At 71.4% G+C, this 24,873-nt stretch carries 25 protein-coding genes; 12 read left to right on the forward strand and 13 right to left on the reverse strand.

What is annotated here, in order from left to right; genetic code table 11:
• The first annotated feature begins 43 nt into the window (after window positions 1-43).
• Window positions 44-838 (forward strand): nucleotidyltransferase domain-containing protein, encoded by a 795-nt coding sequence (locus OG700_RS00715; RefSeq protein ID WP_405607228.1) that lies wholly within the window; start codon window positions 44-46, stop codon window positions 836-838.
• Here OG700_RS00715 and OG700_RS00720 read toward each other — a convergent pair.
• The 6 genes from OG700_RS00720 to OG700_RS00745 form a co-directional block, all read right to left on the reverse strand.
• Complete coding sequence (locus OG700_RS00720) at window positions 827-2,479, reverse strand: glycoside hydrolase family 13 protein (RefSeq protein ID WP_405607231.1); 1,653 nt, start codon at window positions 2,477-2,479, stop codon at window positions 827-829. The genes OG700_RS00715 and OG700_RS00720 overlap by 12 nt on opposite strands.
• Window positions 2,476-3,492, reverse strand: coding sequence for a glycosidase (locus OG700_RS00725; protein WP_405621350.1), 1,017 nt, complete (start codon window positions 3,490-3,492; stop codon window positions 2,476-2,478). The genes OG700_RS00720 and OG700_RS00725 overlap by 4 nt, the downstream gene beginning before the upstream one ends.
• A gap of 81 nt (window positions 3,493-3,573) precedes the next feature.
• Window positions 3,574-4,407 (reverse strand): carbohydrate ABC transporter permease, encoded by an 834-nt coding sequence (locus tag OG700_RS00730; protein WP_405621352.1) that lies wholly within the window; start codon window positions 4,405-4,407, stop codon window positions 3,574-3,576.
• Window positions 4,408-4,499: 92 nt separating this feature from the next.
• Complete coding sequence (locus tag OG700_RS00735; protein WP_405607234.1) at window positions 4,500-5,423, reverse strand: carbohydrate ABC transporter permease; 924 nt, start codon at window positions 5,421-5,423, stop codon at window positions 4,500-4,502.
• Between the two features lie 14 nt (window positions 5,424-5,437).
• Entirely contained in the window at window positions 5,438-6,730 is a 1,293-nt protein-coding gene (locus OG700_RS00740) for an ABC transporter substrate-binding protein (RefSeq protein ID WP_405607237.1), read from the reverse strand.
• Window positions 6,724-7,833, reverse strand: a complete 1,110-nt coding sequence (locus tag OG700_RS00745; RefSeq protein ID WP_405607240.1) for a LacI family DNA-binding transcriptional regulator — start codon at window positions 7,831-7,833, stop codon at window positions 6,724-6,726. Before OG700_RS00745 ends, OG700_RS00740 begins: the two co-directional genes overlap by 7 nt.
• Window positions 7,834-8,184: 351 nt before the next feature.
• Here OG700_RS00745 and OG700_RS00750 point away from each other — a divergent pair, with 351 nt between their 5' ends.
• From OG700_RS00750 to OG700_RS00760, 3 genes are all read left to right on the forward strand, one after another.
• A complete protein-coding gene (locus OG700_RS00750; protein ID WP_405607243.1) occupies window positions 8,185-9,504 on the forward strand; it encodes a hypothetical protein in 1,320 nt (439 codons plus the stop codon).
• 353 nt (window positions 9,505-9,857) lie between these two features.
• The gene (locus OG700_RS00755) at window positions 9,858-10,373 is read left to right on the forward strand and encodes a lytic polysaccharide monooxygenase auxiliary activity family 9 protein (RefSeq protein ID WP_405607246.1); all 516 of its coding nucleotides are present in this window, start codon (window positions 9,858-9,860) and stop codon (window positions 10,371-10,373) included.
• Between the two features lie 218 nt (window positions 10,374-10,591).
• Entirely contained in the window at window positions 10,592-11,314 is a 723-nt protein-coding gene (locus tag OG700_RS00760) for a chitinase (protein ID WP_405607249.1), read from the forward strand.
• A gap of 80 nt (window positions 11,315-11,394) precedes the next feature.
• Here the strand turns inward: OG700_RS00760 and OG700_RS00765 are convergent, their stop codons facing one another.
• From OG700_RS00765 to OG700_RS00775, 3 genes are read right to left on the reverse strand one after another with little or no spacing between them, the layout of a single operon-like run.
• Complete coding sequence (locus tag OG700_RS00765) at window positions 11,395-12,219, reverse strand: NAD(P)H-dependent oxidoreductase (protein WP_405607252.1); 825 nt, start codon at window positions 12,217-12,219, stop codon at window positions 11,395-11,397.
• Between the two features lie 41 nt (window positions 12,220-12,260).
• Entirely contained in the window at window positions 12,261-12,446 is a 186-nt protein-coding gene (locus tag OG700_RS00770; protein ID WP_405607255.1) for a hypothetical protein, read from the reverse strand.
• Between the two features lie 36 nt (window positions 12,447-12,482).
• Window positions 12,483-13,004, reverse strand: a complete 522-nt coding sequence (locus tag OG700_RS00775) for a cupin domain-containing protein (RefSeq protein ID WP_405607263.1) — start codon at window positions 13,002-13,004, stop codon at window positions 12,483-12,485.
• 48 nt (window positions 13,005-13,052) lie between these two features.
• On the opposite strand from OG700_RS00775, the gene OG700_RS00780 reads away from it, so the two are divergent.
• Window positions 13,053-13,547, forward strand: a complete 495-nt coding sequence (locus tag OG700_RS00780; protein ID WP_405607273.1) for a hypothetical protein — start codon at window positions 13,053-13,055, stop codon at window positions 13,545-13,547.
• 27 nt (window positions 13,548-13,574) lie between these two features.
• Here OG700_RS00780 and OG700_RS00785 read toward each other — a convergent pair whose 3' ends face one another.
• Complete coding sequence (locus OG700_RS00785) at window positions 13,575-13,985, reverse strand: DUF3592 domain-containing protein (protein ID WP_405607276.1); 411 nt, start codon at window positions 13,983-13,985, stop codon at window positions 13,575-13,577.
• 249 nt (window positions 13,986-14,234) lie between these two features.
• On the opposite strand from OG700_RS00785, the gene OG700_RS00790 reads away from it, so the two are divergent.
• The 6 genes from OG700_RS00790 (at window position 14,235) to OG700_RS00815 (ending at window position 21,138) form a co-directional block, all read left to right on the forward strand.
• Window positions 14,235-15,029: an ABC transporter ATP-binding protein gene (locus OG700_RS00790; protein ID WP_405607279.1), complete on the forward strand. Its 795-nt coding sequence runs from the start codon at window positions 14,235-14,237 to the stop codon at window positions 15,027-15,029.
• A gap of 3 nt (window positions 15,030-15,032) precedes the next feature.
• A complete protein-coding gene (locus OG700_RS00795) occupies window positions 15,033-16,370 on the forward strand; it encodes an FtsX-like permease family protein (protein WP_405607282.1) in 1,338 nt (445 codons plus the stop codon).
• 50 nt (window positions 16,371-16,420) lie between these two features.
• Entirely contained in the window at window positions 16,421-17,206 is a 786-nt protein-coding gene (locus OG700_RS00800) for a hypothetical protein (RefSeq protein WP_405607285.1), read from the forward strand.
• Window positions 17,206-17,952 (forward strand): two-component system response regulator CseB, encoded by a 747-nt coding sequence (cseB, locus tag OG700_RS00805; protein WP_405621354.1) that lies wholly within the window; start codon window positions 17,206-17,208, stop codon window positions 17,950-17,952. The genes OG700_RS00800 and cseB overlap by 1 nt, the downstream gene beginning before the upstream one ends.
• 2 nt (window positions 17,953-17,954) lie before the next feature.
• Window positions 17,955-19,211 (forward strand): sensor histidine kinase, encoded by a 1,257-nt coding sequence (locus tag OG700_RS00810; protein WP_405607288.1) that lies wholly within the window; start codon window positions 17,955-17,957, stop codon window positions 19,209-19,211.
• A gap of 151 nt (window positions 19,212-19,362) precedes the next feature.
• Window positions 19,363-21,138 (forward strand): transglycosylase domain-containing protein, encoded by a 1,776-nt coding sequence (locus OG700_RS00815; RefSeq protein WP_405607291.1) that lies wholly within the window; start codon window positions 19,363-19,365, stop codon window positions 21,136-21,138.
• Between the two features lie 72 nt (window positions 21,139-21,210).
• Here OG700_RS00815 and OG700_RS00820 read toward each other — a convergent pair whose 3' ends face one another.
• Window positions 21,211-21,672 carry a DUF5954 family protein gene (locus OG700_RS00820; protein ID WP_405607294.1) on the reverse strand — a complete coding sequence of 154 codons (462 nt, stop codon included), beginning with the start codon at window positions 21,670-21,672 and terminating at the stop codon, window positions 21,211-21,213.
• Between the two features lie 58 nt (window positions 21,673-21,730).
• Window positions 21,731-22,579, reverse strand: a complete 849-nt coding sequence (locus OG700_RS00825; protein WP_405607297.1) for an NmrA family NAD(P)-binding protein — start codon at window positions 22,577-22,579, stop codon at window positions 21,731-21,733.
• Window positions 22,580-22,799: 220 nt separating this feature from the next.
• Here OG700_RS00825 and OG700_RS00830 point away from each other — a divergent pair, with 220 nt between their 5' ends.
• Window positions 22,800-23,174 (forward strand): nuclear transport factor 2 family protein, encoded by a 375-nt coding sequence (locus OG700_RS00830; RefSeq protein WP_405607299.1) that lies wholly within the window; start codon window positions 22,800-22,802, stop codon window positions 23,172-23,174.
• Window positions 23,175-23,229: 55 nt separating this feature from the next.
• Here OG700_RS00830 and OG700_RS00835 read toward each other — a convergent pair whose 3' ends face one another.
• Window positions 23,230-24,720, reverse strand: a complete 1,491-nt coding sequence (locus tag OG700_RS00835; protein WP_405607302.1) for a UDP-N-acetylmuramoyl-L-alanyl-D-glutamate--2,6-diaminopimelate ligase — start codon at window positions 24,718-24,720, stop codon at window positions 23,230-23,232.
• Window positions 24,721-24,873: the final 153 nt, after the last annotated feature.

The raw sequence follows: 24,873 nt of genomic DNA on the forward strand, positions 1-24,873 counted from the left end.
TGATCTCTTCCACCTCACGCACGACGGACAGGTTCCCCGCCTCATGAACGCAGTCAGTGACACCGCCGGCGACGACAACCGTGAGTTTCTCGATCGCACCGCCGATCGACTCGCCGCGCTGCCCGCCGTCAAGGCCGTGACGCTCGGTGGCTCACGCGCCCAGGGCACCGAACGGCCCGACAGTGACTGGGACTTGGCCGTCTACTACGAAACGGGGGGCGACGAGGCGTTCGACCCGGCCGATCTGCGGGCCGTCGGCTGGCCCGGCGAGGCCTCCGAGATCGGCGGCTGGGGCGGCGGGGTCTTCAACGGCGGCGCGTGGCTGACGATCGAAGGGCGCGCGGTCGATGTGCACTACCGCGATCTCGCCGTGGTCGAGCACGAACTCGCCGAGGCGGAGAAGGGCCGGTTCCACCTGGAGCCGCTGATGTTCCACCTCGCGGGCATCCCCAGCTATCTGGTCGTCGCGGAGCTGGGCATCAACCAGGTGCTACGGGGTGAACTGCCCCGCCCCGAGTATCCGGCGGCGCTGCGCGAGAGCGCGCCCGAACTGTGGCTCGGCAACGCGCGCATGACGCTCGGCTACACGAAGACCAACCATGTCCCGCACGGCCGGCTCACCGAGGTCGTCGGAAATCTCGCCATCGCCGCGACGCAGACGGCACACGCGGTACTGGCGGCGCGCGGCGAGTGGGTGACGAACGAGAAGACGCTGCTGCGGCGGGCGGGGCTGCGCGACCTCGACATGATCACGGCGGGGCTGAGCACCGACCCCGGAGAGCTGGCCGGTTCGGTCGCCGAGGTCGAGGCGCTGTTCGCCTCGGTCTCAGCCTACTGAGCGCACCACCTGTCGCAGCCATACGGCGGTGTCCGTCGGCAGCCGCCCCTCGTCCGTCAACGGCCCGCTCGCCAGCACCACTTCCGTGCCGTCGAAACTCTCGGGAAGCGCGAGCGGCCGGGCACCGAAGTTGACGGCGCACAGCAGCCCGTCCCCGCGGTCGAACGCGAGGTGCGCCGCGTCCGGCGGTGACAGCAGCCGCAGCGCGGCGCCGTCCGCCACCGCCCGAGCGGAGCCGGACCGCCGCAGCCGCAGCGCCGCGCGGTACAGCTCCAGCATCGAGCCGGGGTCGGCGCGTTCGGCGTCCGCCGTCAGAGCGGCCCACCCCTGCGGCTGCGGAAACCAGCAGTCGGCCGGGGCGGCCGAGGAGAATCCGTACGGCGCTCGCCCGCCCTCCCAGGGCAGCGGCACACGGCAGCCGTCCCTCCCCCGCTCGGTGCCTCCCGATCTGCGCCACACCGGGTCGCGCAGCCGGTCGTCGGCCAACTCCACCTGTGGCAGGCCCAGTTCCTCACCCTGGTAGACGTACGCCGTACCGGGCAGGGCGAGCATGAGCAGCGCGGCGGCCCGCGCCCGCCGTACGCCGACCGGTCCGCCCCCGTACCGCGTGACCGGCCGGACCGCGTCATGGCTGGAGAGCACCCAGGTCACGGGGGCGCCCACGGCTGTCATGGCGTCGACGGACTCCGTCACGACGGCGCGTATCGCCGCCGGCTCCCACGGGCACTCCAAGAAGGCGAAGTTGAAGCTCTGGCCCATCTCACCGGGGCGTACGTAGCGCGCGAGGCGGGCGGGGTCGAAGACGGCGGCCTCGGCGACGAGCAGCCGCTCCCCCGGCGGCGCGGAGCCCGGCGGCCCGGCGGGGTGCTCGGCGAGCAGGGTGTGCCAGCTCCGGTAGAGGGGGTGCAGCTCCTCGCGGTCGTAGTAGGGCAGCAGATGGTTGCGCGCCGGGTCCTCGTGCTGGCCGGGTCCGGCGTCCGGCAGGGCCGGGTCCTTGTACAGCGCGTGCGCGACGTCGACACGGAAGCCGTCGACGCCGTGATCCAGCCAGAACCGCAGGATCCGCTCGAAGTCGGCCACCACGTCGGGGCGGTACCAGTTGAGGTCGGGCTGCTCGGGCGCGTGGAGATGCAGATACCACTCGCCGTCGCCCACGGGTGTCCACGCGGCGCCGCCGAACGCGGACCGCCAGTCGTTGGGCGGCTCCTCGCCCCGTACGCCACGGCCCGGCCGGAACAGATAGCGTTCCCTGGCCGTGCTTCCGCCGGGCGCCGCCAGGGCCTCGCGGAACCAGGGGTGCGCGTCGGAGGTGTGGTTGGGGACCAGGTCGACCAGCACCTTCAGCCCCAGGGTGTGCGCCCGCTCCGCGAAGGTGTCGAAGTCGCCGAGGGTGCCGACATCGGGCGCGACGGCGGTGTGGTCGGCGATGTCGTAGCCCGCGTCGGCGAGCGGGGAGGGGTAGAACGGCGTGAGCCATACGGCGTCCACCCCGAGATCGCGCAGGTACGGCAGCCGGGCGGTGGCGCCCGGCAGGTCGCCGATGCCGTCGCCGTCGGAGTCCGCGAAGGCGCGGGGATGGATCTCGTAACAGACGGCGTCACGCCACCACGGACCACGCACGCCCCGGCCCGCCGAGGTCATCCGACGCGCTCCAGGCGGGCGACACCGATGTGCGCGTCGGCCATCCCGTAGAAGACGTGGCGCACGCCGTCGATCTCCTCGATCGCGGTGGGGAACACGACGTTCGGTACGGTGCCCGAGCGCTCCTCCGCCGTCTCGGGCGCCATCAGTGGCTCAGCCGAGCGGGCCAGCACCACGGCCGGATCGGCGGGGTCGAGGATCATCGCGCCGGCCGCGTAACTGACCTTCTGGTTCTGGGCGAAGGGGTCCTCGATGGTGCCGGAGACACCGTGGTGGATGAGCAGCCAGCCCTCGTCGACACGGATCGGGGCGGGTCCCGCGCCGATCTTCAGGCTCTCCCACGGGTGTGCGGACAGGGCCACCAGCCGGTGGTCGCGCGGCCGGGTCAGGGCGGTGATGTCCCGCTCCACCTCGGCGGCGGGCACGTAACTGATCCAGATGCCGGGCCGTTCGTCACTCAGCCCGGCCGGCAGGTGGACGCCCTCGCCGGGGCGGAACCACCCGAGGTCCCACATCGGGCGGTGCAGCATCGCGTACGCCATCTCGCCGTCCGGCCCGGGGACCGGCTCCGGGAAGTGCACGACGTCCTTGTTGGGGAAGAGGTTGAGGTCGGTGTCCAGGTCCGGCTGGTAGCCGAACTGGACCGGGCCGAGCCGCCGCCAGTGCGTGAGGTCGTCGGAGACGGCGAGTGCGGGCTTCGGGCCGAGCGGGCCGTAGGCCACGTACGACATGACGTGCAGGGACAGGGCCGGGATCCAGGTGACGCGGGGGTCCTCGACGCCCGCGTTGTTCTTGCCGCGCTCCCAGCCGGCGTCGGGGGCGAGGACGACGCCGCGCCGTTCGACGCCCGTCGGGACGCCGTCGGTGAGGACGACCTCGGCGAGGCCGACACGCGAGACGTTGCCTTCGGACACGAGGCGGGGCAGCAGATGGAGCGTGCCGTCGGGGGTGCGGCCGGAGGCGGGGTTGAGAACTCCCTCGGCCTCGTTCGCCTCGCCGGGGAGGGGCGACATCACCACGCCCTGCCGCACGAGGCGGTAGGGGATGGTGGAGCTGGGGGTGCGGGGGGACGTGGCGCTGTGGTGCACGGTGGGTCAGCCCTTTGTTCCGGAGTCGATGTCGGTCTGGGTGAAGTGGCGCTGGAAGAGCAGGAAGAGGACCACGGCGGGTACGGCGAGGACGCAGGCGCCCGCCATGAGGGCGCCGGTCGGGTTGGCGACGGTGCCCTGGAGGTTGCTCATGAACCCGGCGAGGGACACGGCGAGCGGCTGCATGTCCGCGTTCTTGGTGACCAGGAACGGCCAGAGGAATTCGTTCCACGGTCCGATGAAGGTCAGCAGGGCGCCGCTGAGCAGCGCGGGCCTGACCATCGGGATGGCGATCTGCCACAGGACGCGCAGTTCGCTCGCCCCGTCGATGCGGGCCGCCTCGAAGAAGGTGGCGGGGACCTGGAGGAAGAACTGGCGGAAGAGGAAGACGGCGGTCGAGTTGATCGCGAACGGCAGGATCATCCCGAGGTAGCTGTCGCCGAGCCCGTAGTCCCGTACGACCAGGACGTACAGGGGCAGCATCAGCAGTTGGAAGGGGACGGTCTGGATGAGGAGCAGGACGGCGAAGAGCGTGCCGCGCCCGCGGAACTGGAGCCGGGCAAGGGCGTAGCCGGCGAGTACGCCGAAGACCATCGTGCACAGCAGCACACCCATGGTGAAGACGCCGGAGTTGACGAGTGAACGGCCCAGTGAGATGGCGCCGTTGATGCTCTCGTAGTTGCCGGTGGTCGTGTTGCCGGGGCGTGGGACCGCGCCGTCGAGGTCGCCGCTGGTGACCTTGCCCAGCGAGCCGACGACCATGTAGTAGAAGGGGAAGAGGAAGGCGACCGCGCCGAGGGTGAGTACGGCGAGGCGCAGCGGACGGCCGCCGCCGACCATGGCGCGGCGCACCGCACCCCGGTGGGGGCGCGGGCTCCCCGGAGGTCCGGCGAGGGCGGGGGCGGTGGCGGGGGTGGCCGTGTCGGCGCTCATCACTCGGCTCCCTTCTCGGTGAACTTGCGGGCGATGAGGGCGAGTACGACCACGAAGACGACGAGCACGACGCCGAGCGCCGCCGCGAAGTCGGGGTGGGCCTGCTCGATGCCCTTCTGGTACATGACGAGCACGGGTGACGACGAGGCGTGGTCGGGTCCGCCACCGCCGGTGAGCAGATAGGGCTCGCTGAAGAGGTTGGCGCCGGTGATGATGGCGAACAGCGTGACGAGGGTGGTGGCGTGGCGTACGCCGGGCACGGTCACCGACAGGAAGGAGCGGACACGGCCCGCGCCGTCGATGGACGCCGATTCGTACAGCTCCTTGGGGACGCTCTGGAGCGCGGCGAGGTAGAGCATCACGAAGAAGCCGAGCTGTTTCCAGGTGACGAAGACGGCGATCACCGGCATCGCGAGGGTGGAGTTGACCAGCCAGGACGGATCGGGGGCGAGGTCGCCGAGCACGGTGTTGAGCAGTCCGTCGGCGCCGAAGATGTACTGCCAGACGGCGACCAGCGCCACGCTCGCCGTGACGTACGGCAGGTAGTAGGCGGCCCGGAAGAAGGACCGGAAGGGCAGCTTGGCGTTGAGCGCGCTCGCCAGGACCAGCGCGAGCACCACCGTCAGCGGCACATTGATCACAAGGAAGATCGCGATGTTGAGGAAGGACCGCTGGACGACCGGATCGCTGAACACGTCCTGGTAGTTGCGCAGTCCGACCCAGGGGGTGTCGATGTCGGTGCCGGGGGCGGTGAAGTAGAAGCGGTGGAAGGAGATCCAGATCGTGTAGCCGAGGGGAACGGCGAACACGGCGGTGACGAACAGGACGTACGGCGAGACGAAGAGGGCGCCGACACGAGGCAGGCGCGGGCGCAGGCGGGTTGGGGCGGCGCTCTTCGGGGCGGGGATGCCGGTGGTGCTCATACGGGCCTCAGTCCTCAGTACTCGTCGAGGAGGGATGTGATGTCCCGCGAGAGCCGGGGCAGCTCCTCGCCGGTCGGTTCGCGGCCGAAGACGACCGAGCGGGTCCAGCCGTCCCGCAGCGCCTGCCAGACATCGATGGAGCCGGCGACGGCGGGCACCTCGACGGTCCGGTCGGCCTGGTCGGCGAACTCCCTGTAGTCGGGGTTCTCGGCGAACCAGTCGGCGTACGTACGCAGGAGGTCGGGGCGCATCGGCATCTGGCCGGTGTCGGCGAGGAAGGCGCCGTCCTGCTCCCGCGATGTCGCGAACTTCATCAGGTCCCAGGCGGTCGCGCGGTTCTCGCAGGCGCTGAACATCGCGACGGACTTCTGGTCGCTGAAGGTGGAGATCTCCGAGGCGGGGCGTCCGTCGGAGGTCGGGATGGGGACGACGCCCCAGTCGACGCTGTCCTTGTACGCCGCGACGGCCCACGGTCCGACGGTCGACATGGCGGTCTTGCCGCCGCCGAGCGCGTCGCCGGGGAAGGTCTCGTTCGGGGCGAGTCCCTCCCGGTAGATGGTCCGCCAGAAGTCGAAGACGCGCTTGCCGGCGGGGCTGTCGAACCGCGGCTCGCCGTTCTCGACGAGCGACGTGCCGCCGCTCTCCGCGATGAACGCCGGATAGAAGTCGAACCAGGACTGGAAGAACTCGGAGGTCGGCGCCGGCCAGATCGCCGCGTCGGCCGCGCCGCTGCCGACGATCTTCCGTGAGCTGGCGAGGAACTCGTCGTACGTCGCGAGCTTCGGGTTCTCGGGATCGAGTCCGGCCTTCCGGAAGATGTCCTTGTTGTAGAGGATCATCACCGGATTGCTCTTCCAGGGCAGTTGGTAGTAGGAGCCGTCCTCGAAGCGGTACTGCTCGGCGCGGGGGCCGGTGCGGGACTCGATGTACGTCGCGCCGTCGGGGAAGTCGTCCAGCGGGACGAGCCCGGCCTGCTTCTGGAACTGCGGTACGGAGGCGGGCGAGGTGTTGAAGACCAGACAGGCGCTGTTGCCCGCGATGATGGACGCGCTCAGCGCCTCCTCGGAGGTCTTGCCTGCGGGTATCTGCTGGGACGTCACGCGCTGGTCGGGGTGCGCCTTGTTCCAGCTCGCGATCATCTTCTCGCCCCAGACGACTTCCTGGGCGTTGTTGGAGAGCCATACGTTGATGGGTCCGCGCGATTCGGCGGCGGCGGCGCTGTCGGGTCCGGAGCGCGAGCACGCGGCGGCGGTCAGGGCGAGCGCGAGCAGGACGGCCGCGGTCTTCGTACGGGATGTGCTCAGCATGGTGTCTCGCTCCGTACGTCTGTCGCGGTCGTGTCTCTCCGGGCCGGCGGGGCCGTGTCGGTGTCTGCGCCGGTGTCGTCGCCGCGTGGCGCGGGCCCCATGGAGCCGCGCCGTACCAGCTCCGCCGGGGGCAGCGCGACGTCGTCGGCCCGTCCCTTCGCGATGACCTCGTCCAGCGCGCGGACCGCGGCGGCCCCCCAGCCGAGGGCGTCGGCCCGCGCGGAGGCGAGCGGCGGGTGGGTGTATTCGGCGAGCGGGGTGTCGTCGTAGCCGACGACCGACAGCTCGCCGGGGACGGTGAGACCGAGCCGCTGGGCGACGGCGAGACCGGCGGTCGCGGACAGGTCGTTCGCGTAGATCACGGCGGTGGGGCGACGGTCGGGGGCGAGCGCGAGCAGTTCGCGGGTGGCGCGGGCGCCGCCGGCGGCGGTGAAGCCGCCGGGCAGGACGGGTCCTTCGGGCAGTCCCGCCTCCCGCATGGCCAGCTCCCACGACTCCCGGCGGCGCCGGGCGTGCCGGAACTCCTGCGGTCCGGCGACATGCGCGATACGGCGGTGGCCCAGGGCGGCCAACTCCCGTACGGCGGCGGCGAAGGCGGGCCGGTCGTCGAGCCCGACGGCGCACAGGCCGCCCGCCCCGCCGGGGTCGCCCACCACGACGGCGGGCAGACCGATCTCGGTGGTCAGCGCGGGCCGGGGGTCGTCCACGCGCAGGTCGGTGAGCAGGACACCGTCGACCCGGCGGTCGGCGGCGAGCCGGCGGTAGGTGGCGTCCTCGTCGGCGGGCTCGGTGACATGCAGGACGAGGGCGTCGCCGCGCCGGGCGAGCACGGATTCGATGCCGGCGATGAAGGCGGGGAAGAACGGATCGGCGCCGATCGCGTCGGTGTCCCTGGCCAGTACGAGTCCCACCGCCCCGGCCACCCCGCGGGACAGCGCCTGGGCCGGCCGGCTGGGCCGCCAGCCCAGTTCCTCGGCCGCCACCAGAATGCGCCGCTTGGTCTCCTCGGCCAGTCCGGGCCGGTCGTTCAGGGCGAAGGAGACCGAACTGCGCGACACCCCGGCCCGTTTGGCCACGTCGGCGATGGTCGGACGCCGGTCCATGGAACCCCTCCCTCACTTCGTTGTGACGACGAGTACGACATCCGGCAGCGACGCGGTAGCGCGAGCGGCTGCGACATCGATTGGCTAAACCGGTTTAGCTCACAGGCAATGGCAGTACTGAAGCGGTTTGACGCCAGGGATGTCAAGGGTCGGGACGACATCGAACGCGCGCAGCCCGCGCCCGGCGCGCGTGAAACCGGGAGGCCCCCCTTATGCCGCACATATCTCCGTCCCGGATGGCGCAGCGCCGAGAGGTGTGGGTTTGTTGTAGCAACGCGTGCGTGCTGATCACGCACCGTGACCAACACGGTGTGTGCCCACCCGTGAAGTTCGACCCAAGGGAGCCGCGCCATGCCGCTCGACCCCACGACCCCCGCCAACGACGACCACTACCACTTCGACGACCCGCCCGTCCCGGAGGCCGCGAGGCGTACCGGATCGCGGAACCCGGTCACGGAGTCCGGTGACGAGCCCATACGCACGCTGCTCTGCACGGCCGCCACGCACCGGCCGCTGGAGGAGGTGGCCGCGCTGGTGATGCTGCTCAAGCGGACCGGCGAGGTGCCCAACCCGGGTGACGAGGCCCTGCGGGTCGCCGCCGTGGCGCGTCCCGTCGACGAGGTCATGCAGCTCGTCGCGATGCTGAACGAGCCGCCGCACGACGTCGACGAGGCCGACACGACGCTGCGTGCCGCCGCCGTCGGCAGGCCGATCGAGGAAGTGGCGCAGTTGGTGTCGTACCTCGGCACCCACGAGAACGAGCCGGCGTTCGCGACCGCCCACCGGCTCCCGGAGCGCGCGAAGCCAACGCCGGAAGCGACGCCGGAACGACCGGCACCGGAACGACCGGCACCGGAGCGCGCGAAGCCGGAACGGAGGCCTGAGCCGACGCTGTTCGGGCGGCCGGACGAGCACGCCCCACGGACCGACCCGCGCACCGAGCCGCACGCCGCGTACGCGGGTGCCGCCGCCCCCGCCGCGCCCGCCGGTCCCACCACCGCCGCCGTCCCCGCCGCCCCCGCCGGTCCCGCGGAGGACGTCAACCGCGGCGGCCACGCCGACCAGCTCCGTAACTTCGGCCACGTCGCTCGTGACACTGAGCCCGGCCACGGCGCGCCGCGGACCGGCGCCCCGGCCGGCCCGCCGCCCGAGGTCCCGCGTCTCGCCCCGGCCGCCGGCCGCCGGCCCGCCGCGGGGTCCCGGGACCGTACGGCGTCGGCCAACCTCCGCTCCCCTCTCCGCTCCCCGCTGCGCCGGCCCGCCGCCGCGGCGCTGTTCGCGTGCGGCGTGATCCATCTGCCGACGGACTTCGCCGTGATGCGCTCCGGCGGGTACGCGGACGCCGTCGCTCTCGCCGTCACCCTGCTCTGCCTGGTGTTCGGCCTCTGGCTGGCGGTGGCCGACACGGCGCGGATCTGGGCGGCGAGCGCGGCCACGGCCGTCGGGATCATCGCGGCTCACACACTGTCGGGCCTGGGCACCGTCGATCTGCTCCGGAGCAGTCTGGGCGCCGACTTCGGCTGGGCGAGTCTCGTGGCGGTGGGGTGCGCCGCGGTCGCCCTGATGCTCGCGGGCACCGCCCTGATGCTCCGTCAGAGGACCGGACGGCGCACGGCACGGCGGGCGCCGCGGCGGTCGACGCCGGCGGCGGGCGCCGTCAACGACGCCTGAGAATCCGCACCTCACACCCCGTCCCCCGTTCGCGGTCTGTCACCGACCACGAGCGGGGGACGGTCGCGTGGCGACGCTCCCTCACCCGGCCGACCGGCCCGGACGGTGACGTACCACCGGGCCAACCGATCGTTCACACAGTCCTCTTGACGTGAACGCGACGGCCTGTATGGTCTAGGCCAAGTGGTAGAGACCTTTGCCGGACGCACTGCCGTTCGGTGCCTTCGAACAGGGCTTCACGCCACCGCCCTTCGCGCCTCTTGGCCCCACCCCTGAGAGGCCCGCCCGAGCCGTACCCATGTCCCCCCACGGACCGGTACGGCCCGGGAAGACCTGATGTGAAGGAGTAACACATGCACTCGAAAAGGAAGATGGCCGTCGCCCTCGGTGCGGTGATCGCGCCGATCGTCGCGATCAGCCTCCCGGCGGGTTCCGCGAGCGCCCACGGCTATATCTCCGACCCGCCGAGCCGGCAGGCCCAGTGTGCCTCCGGAACCGTGAGCTGCGGCGAAATCAAGTACGAGCCCCACAGCGTGGAAGGCCCCAAGGGACTGACCAGTTGCAGCGGCGGGAACTCCCGTTTCTCCGAGCTGGACGACGACAGCAAGGGCTGGGCGGTGACGCCGATCGGCTCCAGCCAGAGTTTCAACTGGAAGATCACCGCGCGGCACGCCACCAGCACCTGGCAGTACTTCGTCGCCGGCCAGAAGGTCGCGGAATTCAACGACGGCGGCGCGCAGCCCGGCTCGACGGTCACCCACAATGTCAACTTCGGCGGGATTTCGGGCAAGCAGGAGATTCTCGCGGTCTGGAACATCGCGGACACCGCGAACGCGTTCTACGCGTGCATCGACGTGAACATCGGCTGACGAATTCTCCCGCGGAGCCGGTAACCACGATCCCTCCGCCGAAGAAGCGCTGACCGATCGAACGCGTTCCACCGGTACTCCTCCCTGTGCCGGACCGTGTAAAATCTTCGCGCCGGTGAGCCCCTGAGCTGTACGAAGGGGCTCACCGGCGCCGTTCCACCAACCCCCCACACGCGGGCCGCGGGCGCGTTCCGAGGTCCGTCCAAGGAGTGAATCCCTTGCGTAAGCGCCTTATCGGCCTGCTCGCCGCGACAGCATCGGCCGCCGCTCTCTCCCTGACGTCGCTCGCCCCCCTCTCGTCCGCCGCCGAGGAGGGTGCCGCCGAATTCATCGTCAGCGAGTCGCAGTTCAACCAGATGTTCCCGAACAGGAATCCCTTCTACACCTACGGTGGGCTGAACGCCGCGCTGAGCGCGTACCCGGGATTCACCGGAACGGGCAGTGACACCGTACGTAAGCAGGAGGCCGCCGCGTTCCTGGCCAACGTGGGTCACGAGACCGGTGGACTTGTCCATATCGTGGAGCAGAACACGGCCAACTACCCCCATTACTGCGACGCCTCACAGCCTTACGGCTGCCCGGCGGGCAATGACAAGTACTACGGCCGCGGTCCGATCCAGCTGAGCTGGAACTTCAACTACAAGGCGGCGGGAGACGCGTTGGGCATCGATCTGCTCAACAATCCCGACCTCGTGCAGAACGATTCCGCCGTCGCGTGGAAGACCGGCCTCTGGTACTGGAACACCCAGAACGGTCCCGGCACCATGACGCCGCACAACGCGATGGTGAACGGCGCCGGATTCGGTGAGACGATCCGCAGCATCAACGGCAGCATCGAATGCAACGGCGGAAACCCCGCCCAGGTGCAGAGCCGCATCGACAAGTACACCCAGTTCGCCGGAATCCTCGGCGTGGAGACGGGTGGCAATCTCAGCTGCTGACCCAGCTCGCGGGGCGTGAGTTGAGGCATGAGTGGGGGGTGGCACCGCCGGACCGCGGCGGTCCCACCCCCCCACCGCCGTCACCTGTCCGCTTCCTCGCCGCCGCCGGTGCGCTCGCCCCGCTCGTCCATGCCGCCCGTGACGTAGTGGATGTGGATGCCTTCCTCGCCCGGTGCCCGGTCGGGGCGCAGGATCAGCTGCTCGTCGTAGTCGCCGCCGTTCTGGCCGCGGTACGGGATCGGCTCCGTCTCCGGAAGCGTCAGCAGCCGGTCCCGCAGCTGCCCGACGGCCGTCTTGTACTCCGCCTCGGACAGCTTGACCGCCCCGTTGACGACGAGCGGCGGCACCACGGTCATGCCCGGATACCACAACGTGCCGTGCAGCAGCGGGAACAGCACCTCGTTGATGTCACCGTGGATGCCGCGCGGTCCGGTCGTCGCCGCGTTGGCGCCGACCGTCGTCAGCACCAGGGCACGTCTGCCGACCAGTCCGCCGCTGCCGTAACGCTGCGCCCGGCCGGTCTCGGGGTCGAGCACGCCCTGGGCGAAGCCCTGGATGAACAGCCGGTCGAACCAGCCCTTGAGGATCGCCGGCGGGCCGAACCACCATAGCGGGAACTGCACGACGAGGGTGTCGGCCCACAGCAGCTTCTCCTGCTCCGCGCGGATGTCCTCGCTGAGCGTGCCGTTCTCCAGGGCGTACTGGGACTCGGTGAGGACATCGAGCCGCTCGTCGGGGTCGTGGTGGAAGTCGCCGTGACCCACCACCGGGTTCCACTCCATCGCGTACAGGTCCGACTCGACCACCTCGTGCCCGTGTTCACGGAGCACGGCGACGCCCTCGTCGCGCAGCGCGCCGTTCAGTGAGCGCGGATCGGGATGGGCGTACAACCAGAGCACGCGCACGGTCGACCACCTTCCTTTCGTCGATACGACGACAGTGTTGATCAAACTTCCATGCTACTGGCGCCCCACGGACGCCTCTCTGACACCCTTCGGGCACGCGACCCGGCGGCACGGTGCTCGCTCGGCGTGATCTGTCGCAGGCGCTTGAAGGCGACGCTCAGCGCGAAGGTGTTGGCGTAGCCGACCCTCCGGGCGATGGCGCCGACCGTGTCGTCCGTACCACGCAACAGGTCAGCGGCCAGGGAGATACGCCGGCCGGCGAGTTAGCTCATCGGCGGCTCACCGACACGCGCCGTGAAGCGCCGGGCCAGCGCGGCGCGCGAGACCCCCGACTCGGCCGCCAGCTTCGCCACCGTCCACGGCTCGGCCGCACGGTCGTGGACCAGCCGCAGCGCGTGTCCGACCACCGGGTCCTCCGCCGCCCGGTACCAGGGCGGTGCGGGCGCCCCCGGCCGGTCGGACCAGCCCCGGAGCGTGGAGATGAGCGGCAGGTCCAACAGCCGTTCCAGGACCGCCTGTTGGCCGGGGCTGTCGCGGGCGGTCTCGGCGGCCACGAGCGCGAGCATCGGCGAGTGGCAGTCGGCGTCCGGGATGACCAGGACGGGCGGGAGCGCGCGCAGCAGCCGCTCGCCGACGCCGCCCTCGTTCTCGTAGGCGCCGCTGAGCAGCACGGTCGCGCCGTCGGTGCGGGCGGGGCGGCACGCGTACGACCGGCGGCCGGGGGGTGGCCCTGCTGCGCGAGCGCGGAGTCGCCGTACGGGTGGCGTCGCGGACCGGCGAGCCACGCTGCGACTGGGACCCGACCGGACGACATGGGACGGCGCCCTGGACGGGTGACGGCGGTGTACGTCGTGCCGTTCGACGGGGAGTCGCTGACGCGGCCCTTCGTGGAGCGGGCTGTGGCGCGCGGCGTCGGGAGGATCGTGCTGCTGTCGGGGCGCGGGGTGGACGTGCCGGGGTACTCCGGGGAGGCGAGCGTGGCGGCGCTCACCGAGGGCGGCCACGGCGGACGGACGTACGAACTGTCGGGTCCTCGTGCGCTGACGATCGCCCAGGCGCTCGCCGAGATCTCCGGGGCGGCCGGCCGCGAGATCCGCTATGTGCCGCTGTCCCCCGAGGAGTTCGTCACCGAATCGAGGGGGCAGGGGCTGTCCGCCGCCGCGGCCGCGGACTACGCGGAGTCGCTGTCGCCGCTGCGGCGAGGGCTGGACAGCCATGTCTCCGACGGCGTGCGGCGCGCGCTCGGCCGGGAGCCCCGCGACTTCCGCGCGTTCGCGAAGTCGGCGGCGGCGAACGGCGCTTGGCGCACCTCGCGCCCGGCCGGCTGATGGCCGGTCGGGCGTTCAGGGGCTTCCTCACCCCGCCAGTGGGACGGCCACGGATATCCCACCCGCCATGAACGCGATGCCGACCAGCATGAACACCATCTGTATCCCGTGCCCGTAGCCCTCGATCCGCATCCGCTCGGGGCTCCGGGGGTCGTAGCGGATCCGGACCGGAGTCCCCGGCCGGAACCTGCCCACCCACGACCGCCCGAACGACGACTGCACCTCCATGGGGCGGCCGTCGCCGGTGACCCAGCCGACCACCGGGCGGTGGATCCGGCGTCCTTGGCCGTCGGCGGTCGTCTCCAGCCGGACCACCTGACCCGCGGCGCGGACTCCGTGGCGCCACAGGTCGAAGGATCTCCAGAGACCGACGCTTCCGATGCCGAAGACCCCGGCGCCGACCGCGGCGAACGCGAGGGGGAACAGCCAGCCAGGCACAGGTGCACACTCCCTCGCGGCGCCGCTCGCGGTCGCCGGTCAACTGCCGGTCAACTACCACTCATCCGCTTGTCAGGACGTTCCGTGGGGGCAGCCGGTTGCCTCCCGACGACCCTACGGCGGCGGTCGAGGTCGGAGCGGGGTGTATTCAGCGACACCCCTGACTCGGGTTGTACGCCCAATGTGATCGAAGTGCGCCGTCCGTAGCGTCGTTCTCGTGGCACAGGGAGTGCTTCAGGGGAAGGAACGATGATGATGCGTCGTAAGAACGCGGCCGGACCGGTCAGGGACGCCGAGGCGTTGCGGCTGGTGGATGTCACCCGGGTCTACGGGGTGGCCGAGAGTGCGGTGACGGCGCTGGACGGTGTGTCGCTGAGTCTTCCCGCCGGGTCGTTCACCGCCGTCATGGGACCCTCCGGCTCGGGCAAGTCGACGCTGCTGCAGTGCGCTGCCGGACTGGAGCGCCCGGACAGCGGGCGGGTGGTGGTGGACGGTGAGGAGATGACCGGGGGCAGCGAGGCGGCGCTGACGAAGTTCCGCCGGCGCCGGATCGGGTTCGTCTTCCAGCGGTACAACCTCCTGCCGACCCTGACCGTCGCGCAGAACACCGTCCTGCCGCTGAAACTCGCCGGCCGCCGCGTCGACAAGGACCACGCCCGCCGGATCCTGGCCCAGGTCGGTCTCGGCGAACGCCTGGGCCACCGGCCCGACCAGCTCTCCGGCGGCCAGCAACAGCGCGTCGCGATCGCCCGCGCCCTGGTCACCGAACCCGCCGTCGTCTTCGCCGACGAACCCACCGGCGCCCTCGACATCCGCAGCGCCCGCGACGTCCTGCGCCTGCTCCAGCAGACCGTACGCGTCCACGGCCGCACCGTCGTCATGGTCACCCACGACCCCGTCGCCGCCTCCTACGCCGACTCCGTGGTCTTCCTCGCCGACGGCCGCCTCGCCGGACACCTCGACCACCCCACCGTCGACGCCGTCGCCGAACGCCTCGCCCACCTCGGCGACACCGTCAACCACGACGCCACGGCGGGGGTGTAGCTCATGTTCGCACTGGCCGTGCGCTCCATCGCCCAGCGTCCGGGGCGCCTGATCGCCACGCTTGTTTCGGCCTTCCTCGGGTCGGTGATCATCATGGCGTTCAACTCGATGCACGACACGGCGGGCGGCGCGAACGTCGACGCCCGCAGCTCGGACACCCTCACCGTCGCGGCGAGCGTGGTCGGCGGCTACGGCACGCTCCTCGTGTTCTTCGCCATCGCCTCCACCCTCACCGTCAACGTCCGCCAACGCGGCGAGGAGATCGCGCTGTTGCGCCGGACCGGGGCGACTCCCGCCCAGATCAAGCGGATGGTCGTCTTCGAAGCCGCCGCGGTCGGAGTCATCGGCACACTGCTCGCGATCGTGCCCGCGACGATCGGCGGCGAACAACTGCTCAACGTCTTCCAGGACACCGACCAGGTGGCGGGAGGCGTCGAGTACGTCTTCGGCCCGATCGGCCTGTCCGCCGGATTCGGCGTCGGTCTGATCGCCTCGATCGGTGCCTCGTTCCTCGCGGTCCGCCGGGCCACCAGGGAAGCGGCGGGCGGCCCCGAATCCGCCGGCCGGGCACGGCACTTCGCCGGCTTCGCCGCCCTCGTCGTGGGCGTCGGCGCCGTCTGCTCCACCTTCGCGCTGGACAAGACGGACACCGCGCTGATGGCCGCCCCCGCCTACGGCGCCATCCTGATCTCGGTGGGATTCGCGGTCTTCTCCCCGGTCCTGCTGAAGTTCCCGCTTGGCCGACTGGCACGACCGATCACGGCGCTCACCGGCGCGAGCGGCTATCTGACCGTGCACAACATGCGCCAACGCGCCGCCCAACTCTCCGGCGTCCTCATGCCGTTGATCCTCTTCATCGGCATGGCCGCGGTGACGCTCTACATGCAGTCCCTCCAGAACGACGCACTGGACGCCTCGGGCATCACCCGGTCCGTCGACGACAAGAGCCTTGAGACGCTGAACTTCGTGATCGTCGGGATCATCGTGGCCTTCGCCTGCGTCATGCTGATCAACACGCTGTACGCGGCGACGACCTACCGCAGCCGGGAGTTCGGGCAGCAGCGCCTCGCCGGGGCGACCCCGGGCCAGGTGCTCGGCATGGTCGCCGTCGAGTCGGTGGTCCTGACAGTGACCGGAGTCTTCTTCGGTACGGTCGCGGCCCTGGCCGGCACCACCGCGTTCAGCGTCGTACGCGTCGACGCCGTCCTTCCCGGCCAGGGACCGGGAATCTGGCTGGCCATCGTGGGGATCGGCGCCGCCGCCACGATCGTCACCAGTGTGGGCACCGCCTGCCGGGTCCTGCGCACCCCGGCCGTCGAGGCGGTGGAACTGGCCGCCTGACGCGACGCGTGGGAAGCCCGCCGTACCCGCCCCGGTACGCTGACCCCTCTATGCGCCGCTTCCCCCGCCTCGGCCCCTCGCACCACGGGCGGCCCCTCGTCCTCGCCGCTCTGGCCGCCGTGGCGGCCCTCGCGGCCATGACGGGCTGCGCGTCCGAGACCGGGGCACGGGACGGTGGCCCGGCACCCGAGCTGTCGCCGCCGGTCAGCTCCGCGCCGCTGTGGCCCGACTACGCGCCGCCGGTGCCGCCGACGAGCGGGGAAGCCGAGAAATTCGAACGGTATCTGCCCGTCGAGGACGTCACCGTGCCGACGGGCGGCCTCCGGAAGCTTTCCGTACGGCAGTTGCTGACGGCGGACCCCAACGTTCCGGACTTCGTGCGTGCCGCGCTGCGGAGCTGCCCCGGAGCCGAGTGCGGGCTGCGTGACCCCGTCTACAAGGATCTGACCTCCGACGGGCAGGACGAGCTGGTGGTGGCGCTGGACGAACCGGCCTCCGGGCTGACGCTCATCCAGGTCTACCGGGCCTCGGGCGAGACCGTGCGCCCGGTGCTGATCAACTTCGGACCCGTCGGGCTCACCGGCGAGACCTTCGGCACGGACCTGATCATCACGTCGGCGGGTCAGACCGGCCGGGTCACCACCCGCTACCGGTGGAACGGTGAGGTGATGACCGTCGAGAATCCGTGGAAGGGCTCCGACGACGGCCCGCGGGCGGCCGACCCGCTGGCTCCCGAGAAGGTGGTGCCGCAGGACGCCTCGGCCGTTCCGCGACCGCGCACCGGCACCGGCACCGGCACGGACACAGACACGGACACCGGGGAGCGGACACCGTGATGAGGTCGTCGGCGCGTCCGTTCCCGCCCGCCACGGCGGCCGAGGCGCGGCTGCTCCTGGTCGAGGACGACGAGGTGATCCGCAACACCGTACGGATGCTCCTCGAACGGTACGGCTTCACCGTGTCCACGGCGGCCGACGGGCTCACGGGTCTGGAGATGTTCCGGGAGACCGACCCCGATCTGCTGCTGCTCGACGTCATGCTGCCCGACCTCGACGGCATCGGACTGTGCCGCCGGGTCCGGGAGCTGAGCCTGGCGCCGATCCTGATGATGTCCGCACGCGGTGACGCGCTGGATGTCGTGGCCGGTCTTGAGGCGGGGGCCGACGACTACGTGGTCAAACCCTGCGAGAGCGCGGTGCTCGTCGCCCGGATCCGGTCACTGCTGCGGCGGGTGTCGTTCACACCGCCCGCCGCGGGCGGGGGCGGCGGCGCGGGCAACGGCGGGCAGGTGGCCACCGGCGTGCTGGCCTTCGGTGATCTGACGGTCGACACCCGCGGCATGGAGGTACGGCGCGCCGGACAGGTCGTCGCGCTGACACCCACCGAGCTGCGGATGCTGCTGGAGTTCGCGGGTTCACCCGGAGTCGTACTGGAGCGCCGGACCCTGCTCAGCCGGGTGTGGGACCACGCCTGGCACGGTGACACCCGGGTCGTCGACCTCCATGTGCAGCGCCTGCGGGCGAAGATAGGCGCCGACCGGATCGAGACGGTCCGCGGCTTCGGCTACAAGCTGCGGCGCTGACGGTGGCCCTGAGATGGCGGATCGCGGCTCTGGTGGCGGCTGCCGCCTGTGCGGTCGCGGCGGCGGTCGGCGTGCTGGTGCACCAGTTCTCGCGGGACCGTGAGCTGTCGCAGGCGCGTGACGCCGCCCGCGTCACCCTCGACCGGGCCGCGGTGACCTACGCCCGCACCGGCGAGGTCCAGGGGTCGGGGGCGGCCCTCGACGCGCCGGGACTGCCCCGTGGTCTGCGGGAGTTGGCCGCGCGGGGGCGCCGGGGGACCGAGTTCACCAGCGGGTCCGCCGGGCCCGCGATGTGGGCGGCCAGACCCGCCGGCGGCCGGGTGCTGTCCGTACGTGTCGACCTGAACACCACGATGCGCGACATCGGCGCGCTCGACGCGAGCATCGTCGTGGCCGGTCTGATCACCACGGCCGTGGTGCTGCCGCTGGGGGTGCTGACCGCCGGCCGGATGAGCCGCAGGCTGCGTACGGCGGCCGGCACCGCGCGCCGTATCGCCGCCGGGGATCTGGACGCGCGGATCGCGGCGGGACCGCGACCGCGCGACGAGATCGCCGACATCTCGACGGCCGTGGACTCGATGGCCGGCGCGCTCCAGAAGCGGCTCCTCGGCGAACAGCGCTTCACCGCCGATGTGGCGCACGAGCTGCGTACGCCCCTGATGGGGCTGGTGACGGCGGCCGAACTGCTGCCGGAGGGTGAGGCGGCCGGATATGTGCGCGACCGGGTACGGGTGCTGAGCACGCTGGTCGAGGAGCTGCTGGAGATATCGAGGCTGGACGCGGGGGCCGAGCACGCGGATCTGTCGCCGTGTCCCGTGGCGCCGCTGGTGCGGGACGTCGTGGCGCGCGCCGGGCTGGAGGCGAAGATCCTCGCGGCGGAACAGGACGGGCGGGCGGCGACGGTGCGGACGGACTCGCGACGGCTTGAGCGCATCCTCACCAACCTGGTGGTCAACGCGCACCGGCACGGCCGAGGCCCCGTCGTGATCACGGTGTCCGACGACGGCAGGACCGTGGCCGTACGCGACCACGGCCCCGGCTACCCGGCGACGCTGCTCGACGACGGCCCGCAGCGCTTCCGGACGGGGGCGCGCGAGCGCGGTACGGGGCATGGGCTCGGCCTCACCATCGCGCTGGGCCAGGCCGGGGTCATCGGCGCCACGCTGACGTTCGCCAACGCGCCCGACGGCGGCGCCCTCGCCACGCTCCGGCTGCCTCGGGACGTGTCCGCGGCCTCGCCGGGAGCGTCCGACGGTTGAGGGCAACACCCTGATTCCGTAGGGCAGTTGAGGACGAACCGCCCAACCCGGCGCCCCCTGCCGCCCACCGATACACGGCTGATACATCCCCGCGCGGCAGCCGACACCTACCGTCGCCTTGACGAAGATCTTCGGCGCCGAGGATGGCGCCATGCGTATGCGTATCCGTCGCCTCCTCACCTGGCGCAAGGCTCTGGCCGCCTGCGTCACCCTGTGTCTCCTGCTCATCGCGGGGTTCACCACGCTGTACCTGGTCATCGACATCCCGAGACCCAACGCGCAGGTGAAGGCGCAGAGCAACGTCTATCTGTTCGACGACGGCACCAGACTCGCCCGTACCGGCGAGGTCAACCGTGAGTCCGTACCGCTGGACCGAGTGCCCGAGGACGTACGGCGGGCTTTCGTCGCCGCCGAGAACAAGGACTTCTACAGCGACTCGGGCATCTCCCTGTCCGGCACGGCGCGCGGTGTCTTCAGCACGGTGACCGGCGGCGGCAAGCAGGGCGGTTCGACCATCACCCAGCAGTACGTGAAGAACTACTACCTCAGCCAGGAGCAGACCGTCACCCGCAAGGTGAAGGAGCTGTTCATCTCCCTCAAGGTGGACCGGCACAACTCGAAGGACGACATACTCGCCGGGTATCTCAACAGCAGCTATTACGGCCGCCTCGCGTACGGCGTGCAGGCGGCGGCGCGTTCCTACTACGGCAAGGAGGTCGAAGACCTCGACGTCGAGGAGGGCGCGTATCTCGCGGCGCTGCTCCAGGCCCCCAGCCAGTACGACTGGGCCGTCGCCTCGCCCGCCGACAAGGAGAACGCGAAGGCGCGTTGGGGCTATGTGCTGGACAACATGGTCGGCGAGGGGTGGCTCGACAAGGACGAACGTCGGCGGATGCGTTTCCCGGTGCCCGTGCCGCCCAAGGCGTCGGCGGAGCTGGCCGGGCAGTCCGGCTATCTGGTGGACGTCGCCCGGCGTGAGCTGATCGCGGCGGGTGTCGGCGAGCAGGAACTGGCGGGCGGCGGCTGGCGGATCACGCTGAACATCGAGCCGGAGAGGCAGCGGGCGCTGCGGGAGGCGGTGGCCGCCGGGCTCGACGCGCCGGGTCCCGGCCTGCGGTCGAAGGAGCCGCAGGAGCCGCAGGAGCCGAAGACGCCGAAGCCGGATCCGGACCGGCAGGTCGGCGCCGTGTCCGTGGATCCGAGGTCCGGGCGCATCGTGGCGATGTACGGCGGCGAGGACTATTTCAAGCACTACCTGAACAACGCGACACGAGCCGACTACCAGGCGGGGCCGACCTTCGCGCCCGTGGTTCTCGCCGCTCAGGTCGAGGCCGAGGAGAGCCGCGACAAGACGCTGGGTCCGGACATCGTCAGGAAGACCGCGAAGAGGCTGGGGATGACGGCGGATCCGGCCGGCTTCGCCGCTCCGCAGGCGATGTCCCTCGGGCTGATGGGCGCGAGTCCGCTGGAAATGGCCGGGGTCCATGCCACGCTGGCCAACGACGGCAGGAAGGTCACCCCGTCGATCGTGAAGTCCGCGCGGCGCGGCGACCGGACCGTCGAACTGCCGGACGCGACCGGCGACCGGGTGGTCGGCAGTGCGTCCGCGAAGTACGCCCACGCGTCGCTCGCGGGCAAGGCCCGCGCGGGTGGCGTGAGTTGGCCCGGCATGGCCGTTCCGCCGCTGCTGGAGGCGGCCGACGCGAGTGGCGGCACGGACGCCTCGGGCCACACCGACGACAGGAAGGCGGAGTGGTTCATCGGCGCCGCTCCGGGTCTGGTGACCTCGATCGGGCTCTTCGGCGAGAGCTCCAAGACGGGGAAGCAGGTGACGCTCAAGGGCATCGAGGACAGCCCCGCCGCCCGGATCTGGAGCGCGTATCTCACCTCGACGGTGTCCGAACCGACACCCCGGCACGGATCTTGACGGTACGTCAGCAGTGCGGTGCGCCGCCCCACCCCCGTTCAGGGGGCGGGACGGCGCACACGCGCACCGAGGTCAGTCACCGGCCCCGGGCCGCTCGTCCAGCTCGTCGGGAAACTCCCGGTCGCCGGCCCGGGGGGTCTGCGGCCCGTGACTCGTCATGACGACCGTCTGCTCGACCCGTACCATCCGGAACACGTCCTCCGCGATGATCACCTGGTCCTCACCACGTTCCACCGCGTCGGCCGCCCGGCCGAAACGGCCGGCGAACTCCCCCGCGTGCGCGCCCCGTGCGCGCAGGACGGCGCCGAGATCGAGCCGCGCCTCCTCCTCGAAGGGCACGGCCGGGAACAACTGCCGCCAGCCGCCCTCCTCGTGGATCATGGCGGCGTAGGCCGTGTAGTGGGAGACGGACATCCGCTCCCACTCCGGGCCGTCCACCCGGAACTCCTCGCGGAGCTCCTCCTCACGTTTCCCGACCTCCAGCAGCCGCCGGGCCGCCGCGTCGTCGAATGCCTCATCTGCGCTCGCGTCCATACCCCCAGCGTGCCGCACCCCGCCGCACCGGGCGCGGGGAATCATCGATGTGCCGGGGTCAGGCCCGCCACACGCCGGTGCGCGCGGCGTCCGCGACGAAGTCGGTGAAGTCCTTGGGCTTACGGCCCAGGGCCTCCTCGACACCGTGCACGAGGTGCGCGTTGCGCCCGTCGTTGATCAGTTCGAACAGGTCGGCGAAGTCGGCGGGAGCACCCACCGAGGCGAGGAAGTCCCGGTATGCCTCAAGGGTGACCGGTGCGTACGTGATCTCCCGCCCGGTGGCCCTGGACAGCTCGGCGGCGATCTCCGCGAAGCCGAGCAGCCGGGGTCCCGACAGCTCGTACGTCCCGCCGATGTGACGGTCGTCGGTGAGCGCCGCGACGGCGACGTCCGCGATGTCGTCGACATCGACGAAGGGCTCGACCGCGTCCCCGGTCGGCAGTGCCAGCTCTCCGGCGAGCACGGACTCCAGGAAGAAGCCCTCGTCGAAGTTCTGGTTGAACCAGCTGGCCCGGACGACGGTCACGTCGGCGCCGCTGCCGCGTACCTTGTCCTCGGAGATCAGGGCGCCTTCCTCGCCCCGCCCGGAGAGCAGCACCAGCCGGCGTACGCCCATGGCGACGGCGCGTTCCGCGAACGCGCCGACGGTCTCGGCGGCGCCGGGGAAGGCGAGGTCCGGGTAGTAGCTGATATAGACGGCTCCGACCCCGCCCAGTGCGGCGTCCCAGGTGTCGGGCTCCTCCCACACGAAGGGGATCTCGCTGCCGCGCGAAGCGGTACGCACCGGCAGTCCGCGCTCCGTGAGCCGCGCCGCGACGCGCCGCCCGGTCTTGCCCGTACCTCCGGTGACCAGGGTCGTCCTCGCCGTCGCCGGCATGTTCTCGGTGGTGTGCGTGTTCGGTGTCATGCCTTGAGTCAAGTACGGGTCGGGCCTGCCGGACATGGCCGAAAAGCTCACCCGCATAAGCGTGCGTCCACGTCCGCCGTCCCCGTCGCTCTCCCGTCATCGCCCTCCCGTACTCCAGCCGCGGTATCCGCGGGCCATCCGGCGAGCGGATGCGCGGCCGGCCGTGCCGGGTGGATTCTGGGCGGGGACGGATCGCACGTGGCGGACGGGGGGAGAGTCGATGGACAGAGACCTGGCCGAGTTCGGCCGACGGTGGCAGAAGGCCGAACTCGGCGGTGACGTCGACGCGTTGGACCGGCTGCTCGCGGACGACTTCCGCGGGGTCGGTCCGCGCGGCTTCATCCTCGACAAGCAGCAGTGGCTGGAGCGCTACGCCTCGGGCGACCTCATCCACGACTCCTTCGACTGGACGGAGGTGGAGGTGCGCAGGCACGGCGAGGCGGCGGTGGCCATCGGTGTCCAGCGCCAGCAGAGCATCGTCGACGGCCGGGACGCCGACGGGCGCTTCCGCGCGACGCAGTTCCTCGCCAGGGACGGGGGCGGGTGGCGGCTCGTCGGCATCCATCTCAGCGCCATGGCCGAGCCGCTGCCCTGAGCCCCACCGGCCCCCGGCCCCGTCCCGGGCGCCGGCGATCGGTCCGGTACGCCGATCAGCCCTGTACGGCGGCCAGTTCGCGCACCGCCGCCATGTCGCTGAACGGGATCAGCGTGTCGCCGACGGTCTGGTACGGCTCGCTGCCCTTCCCCGCGATCAGGACGATGTCGTTCTCGCCCGCGGCCGACAGCGCGTACTCGATGGCCGCGCGGCGGTCGGCGTACCGCTCGAAGCGGGTGCCGGTGGCCACCAGACCGGGTGTGATCTGGTCGAGGATCGCCTCGGGGTCCTCGTGGCGCGGGTTGTCGGAGGTGAGCACGCACAGGTCGGAGTGGGTGCCGGCGATCTCGCCCATCTCCGCGCGCTTGGTGATGTCGCGGTCACCGCCGCAGCCGAACACGGTGACGACCCGTCCGGTGGCGAAGCCGCGGATGGTGCTCAGCACCTTGTCGAGCGAGTCCGGGGAGTGCGCGTAGTCCACGATGACCGACGTGCCGCGCGGGGTCTCGAAGCGCTCGAAGCGTCCCGGGATCGGCGGCATCCGGTCGAGCGCCGTGACCAGCCCGCCCAGGTCGTGCCCGAGGAGGTGGCAGGCGGCGACGGTGGCGAGCGCGTTGGCGACGGAGAACCGGCCGGGTACGGGAATCGCCGCCGGGTACTTGCGGCCCGCGTGGTGCAGCGTGAAACGCGTACCGAAGGCGTCCATCGTGAGGTCGGTCGCCCGGTAGTCTGCGTCGGTGTCCAGCGCGTACGTGGTCACCGCGCCGGGCATCAGCGCACCGATCCCGGCGCCCACCGGGTCGTCCACGTTCACCACGGCCCGTCGGCAGAGCCCCTGGAACAGCCGGAGTTTGGCGTCCCGGTAGTTCGCCATGGTGCCGTGGTCGTCCAGGTGGTCCTGCGTGAGGTTGGTGAAGATGCCGACGTCGATGTACGAGTGGTCGACCCGGTGCGTCAACAGCCCCATGGACGTGGCCTCCAGGACCACCGTGCTCACGTCCCGGTCGCGCATGACACCGAGCAGGTACTGGAAGTCGGGCGACTCCGGGGTGGTGAGCACCGACCGGGGCATCGGGATCAGTTCGTCGCCGATGCGGCTGCCCGCCGTGCCGATGACACCGACCACGGCCCGCTCGGCGATCCGCAGCACGGACTCGACCATGTACGACACCGAGGTCTTGCCGTTGGTCCCGGTGATGGCGACCATGTCCATCGCGAGGCCGGGGTCGCCGTGGTAGCGGGAGGCGACGACGGCGGCGGCGGTCCGGGTGTCCGGCACCCGTACGACGCAGACGGCCGGGTCGGACGCCCAGGCGGCGACCGGCAGATCGGCCGTCGCCTCGTCCACGAGCACGGCGACGGCGCCGCGTGCGAGCGCGGGTCCGACGGATTCGGGGCCGCCCTCGCGGTGGCCGGGGACCGCGATGAACAGTGATCCGGGTGACACCCGGTGGGCGTCGAAGCACGTTCCGGCGGTGATGACCGTATCGGGATCGCCCTGCAGAATCTCGTGGTCGTGCCCGACGAGCAAGTCGCTCAGCTTCACAGGGGATCCTCTCGAAGGTACGGCTCGGCCGCCGTGCGGCGGTCACCGTGGAGGCGCCGACGGCACGCCGAAGCGTCGCGGGGTGGGGCGCGGAGTGCGGGTGGGGCGCGGGTGTCGCTAGGTGGAGCGGGCGGCTCTGCACGAAGGTGCGGA

The organism is Streptomyces sp. NBC_01508 (assembly GCF_045040315.1).
GTDB lineage: Bacteria > Actinomycetota > Actinomycetes > Streptomycetales > Streptomycetaceae > Streptomyces.

What these genes read in the sequence shown, in the direction of transcription:
- OG700_RS00755 (WP_405607246.1), top strand. Translation starts at nt 9,858, where the DNA reads ATGCACTCGAAAAGGAAGATGGCCGTCGCCCTCGGTGCGGTGATCGCG.
- OG700_RS00735 (WP_405607234.1), bottom strand. Translation starts at nt 5,423, where the DNA reads ATGAGCACCACCGGCATCCCCGCCCCGAAGAGCGCCGCCCCAACCCGC.
- OG700_RS00795 (WP_405607282.1), top strand. Translation starts at nt 15,033, where the DNA reads ATGTTCGCACTGGCCGTGCGCTCCATCGCCCAGCGTCCGGGGCGCCTG.
- OG700_RS00715 (WP_405607228.1), top strand. Translation starts at nt 44, where the DNA reads ATGAACGCAGTCAGTGACACCGCCGGCGACGACAACCGTGAGTTTCTC.
- OG700_RS00730 (WP_405621352.1), bottom strand. Translation starts at nt 4,407, where the DNA reads ATGGTCGGCGGCGGCCGTCCGCTGCGCCTCGCCGTACTCACCCTCGGC.
- OG700_RS00830 (WP_405607299.1), top strand. Translation starts at nt 22,800, where the DNA reads ATGGACAGAGACCTGGCCGAGTTCGGCCGACGGTGGCAGAAGGCCGAA.
- OG700_RS00750 (WP_405607243.1), top strand. Translation starts at nt 8,185, where the DNA reads ATGCCGCTCGACCCCACGACCCCCGCCAACGACGACCACTACCACTTC.
- OG700_RS00825 (WP_405607297.1), bottom strand. Translation starts at nt 22,579, where the DNA reads ATGACACCGAACACGCACACCACCGAGAACATGCCGGCGACGGCGAGG.
- OG700_RS00740 (WP_405607237.1), bottom strand. Translation starts at nt 6,730, where the DNA reads ATGCTGAGCACATCCCGTACGAAGACCGCGGCCGTCCTGCTCGCGCTC.
- OG700_RS00720 (WP_405607231.1), bottom strand. Translation starts at nt 2,479, where the DNA reads ATGACCTCGGCGGGCCGGGGCGTGCGTGGTCCGTGGTGGCGTGACGCC.
- OG700_RS00800 (WP_405607285.1), top strand. Translation starts at nt 16,421, where the DNA reads ATGCGCCGCTTCCCCCGCCTCGGCCCCTCGCACCACGGGCGGCCCCTC.
- OG700_RS00820 (WP_405607294.1), bottom strand. Translation starts at nt 21,672, where the DNA reads ATGGACGCGAGCGCAGATGAGGCATTCGACGACGCGGCGGCCCGGCGG.
- OG700_RS00745 (WP_405607240.1), bottom strand. Translation starts at nt 7,833, where the DNA reads ATGGACCGGCGTCCGACCATCGCCGACGTGGCCAAACGGGCCGGGGTG.
- OG700_RS00725 (WP_405621350.1), bottom strand. Translation starts at nt 3,492, where the DNA reads ATGTCGCCCCTCCCCGGCGAGGCGAACGAGGCCGAGGGAGTTCTCAAC.
- OG700_RS00815 (WP_405607291.1), top strand. Translation starts at nt 19,363, where the DNA reads ATGCGTATGCGTATCCGTCGCCTCCTCACCTGGCGCAAGGCTCTGGCC.
- OG700_RS00790 (WP_405607279.1), top strand. Translation starts at nt 14,235, where the DNA reads ATGATGATGCGTCGTAAGAACGCGGCCGGACCGGTCAGGGACGCCGAG.
- cseB (WP_405621354.1), top strand. Translation starts at nt 17,206, where the DNA reads ATGAGGTCGTCGGCGCGTCCGTTCCCGCCCGCCACGGCGGCCGAGGCG.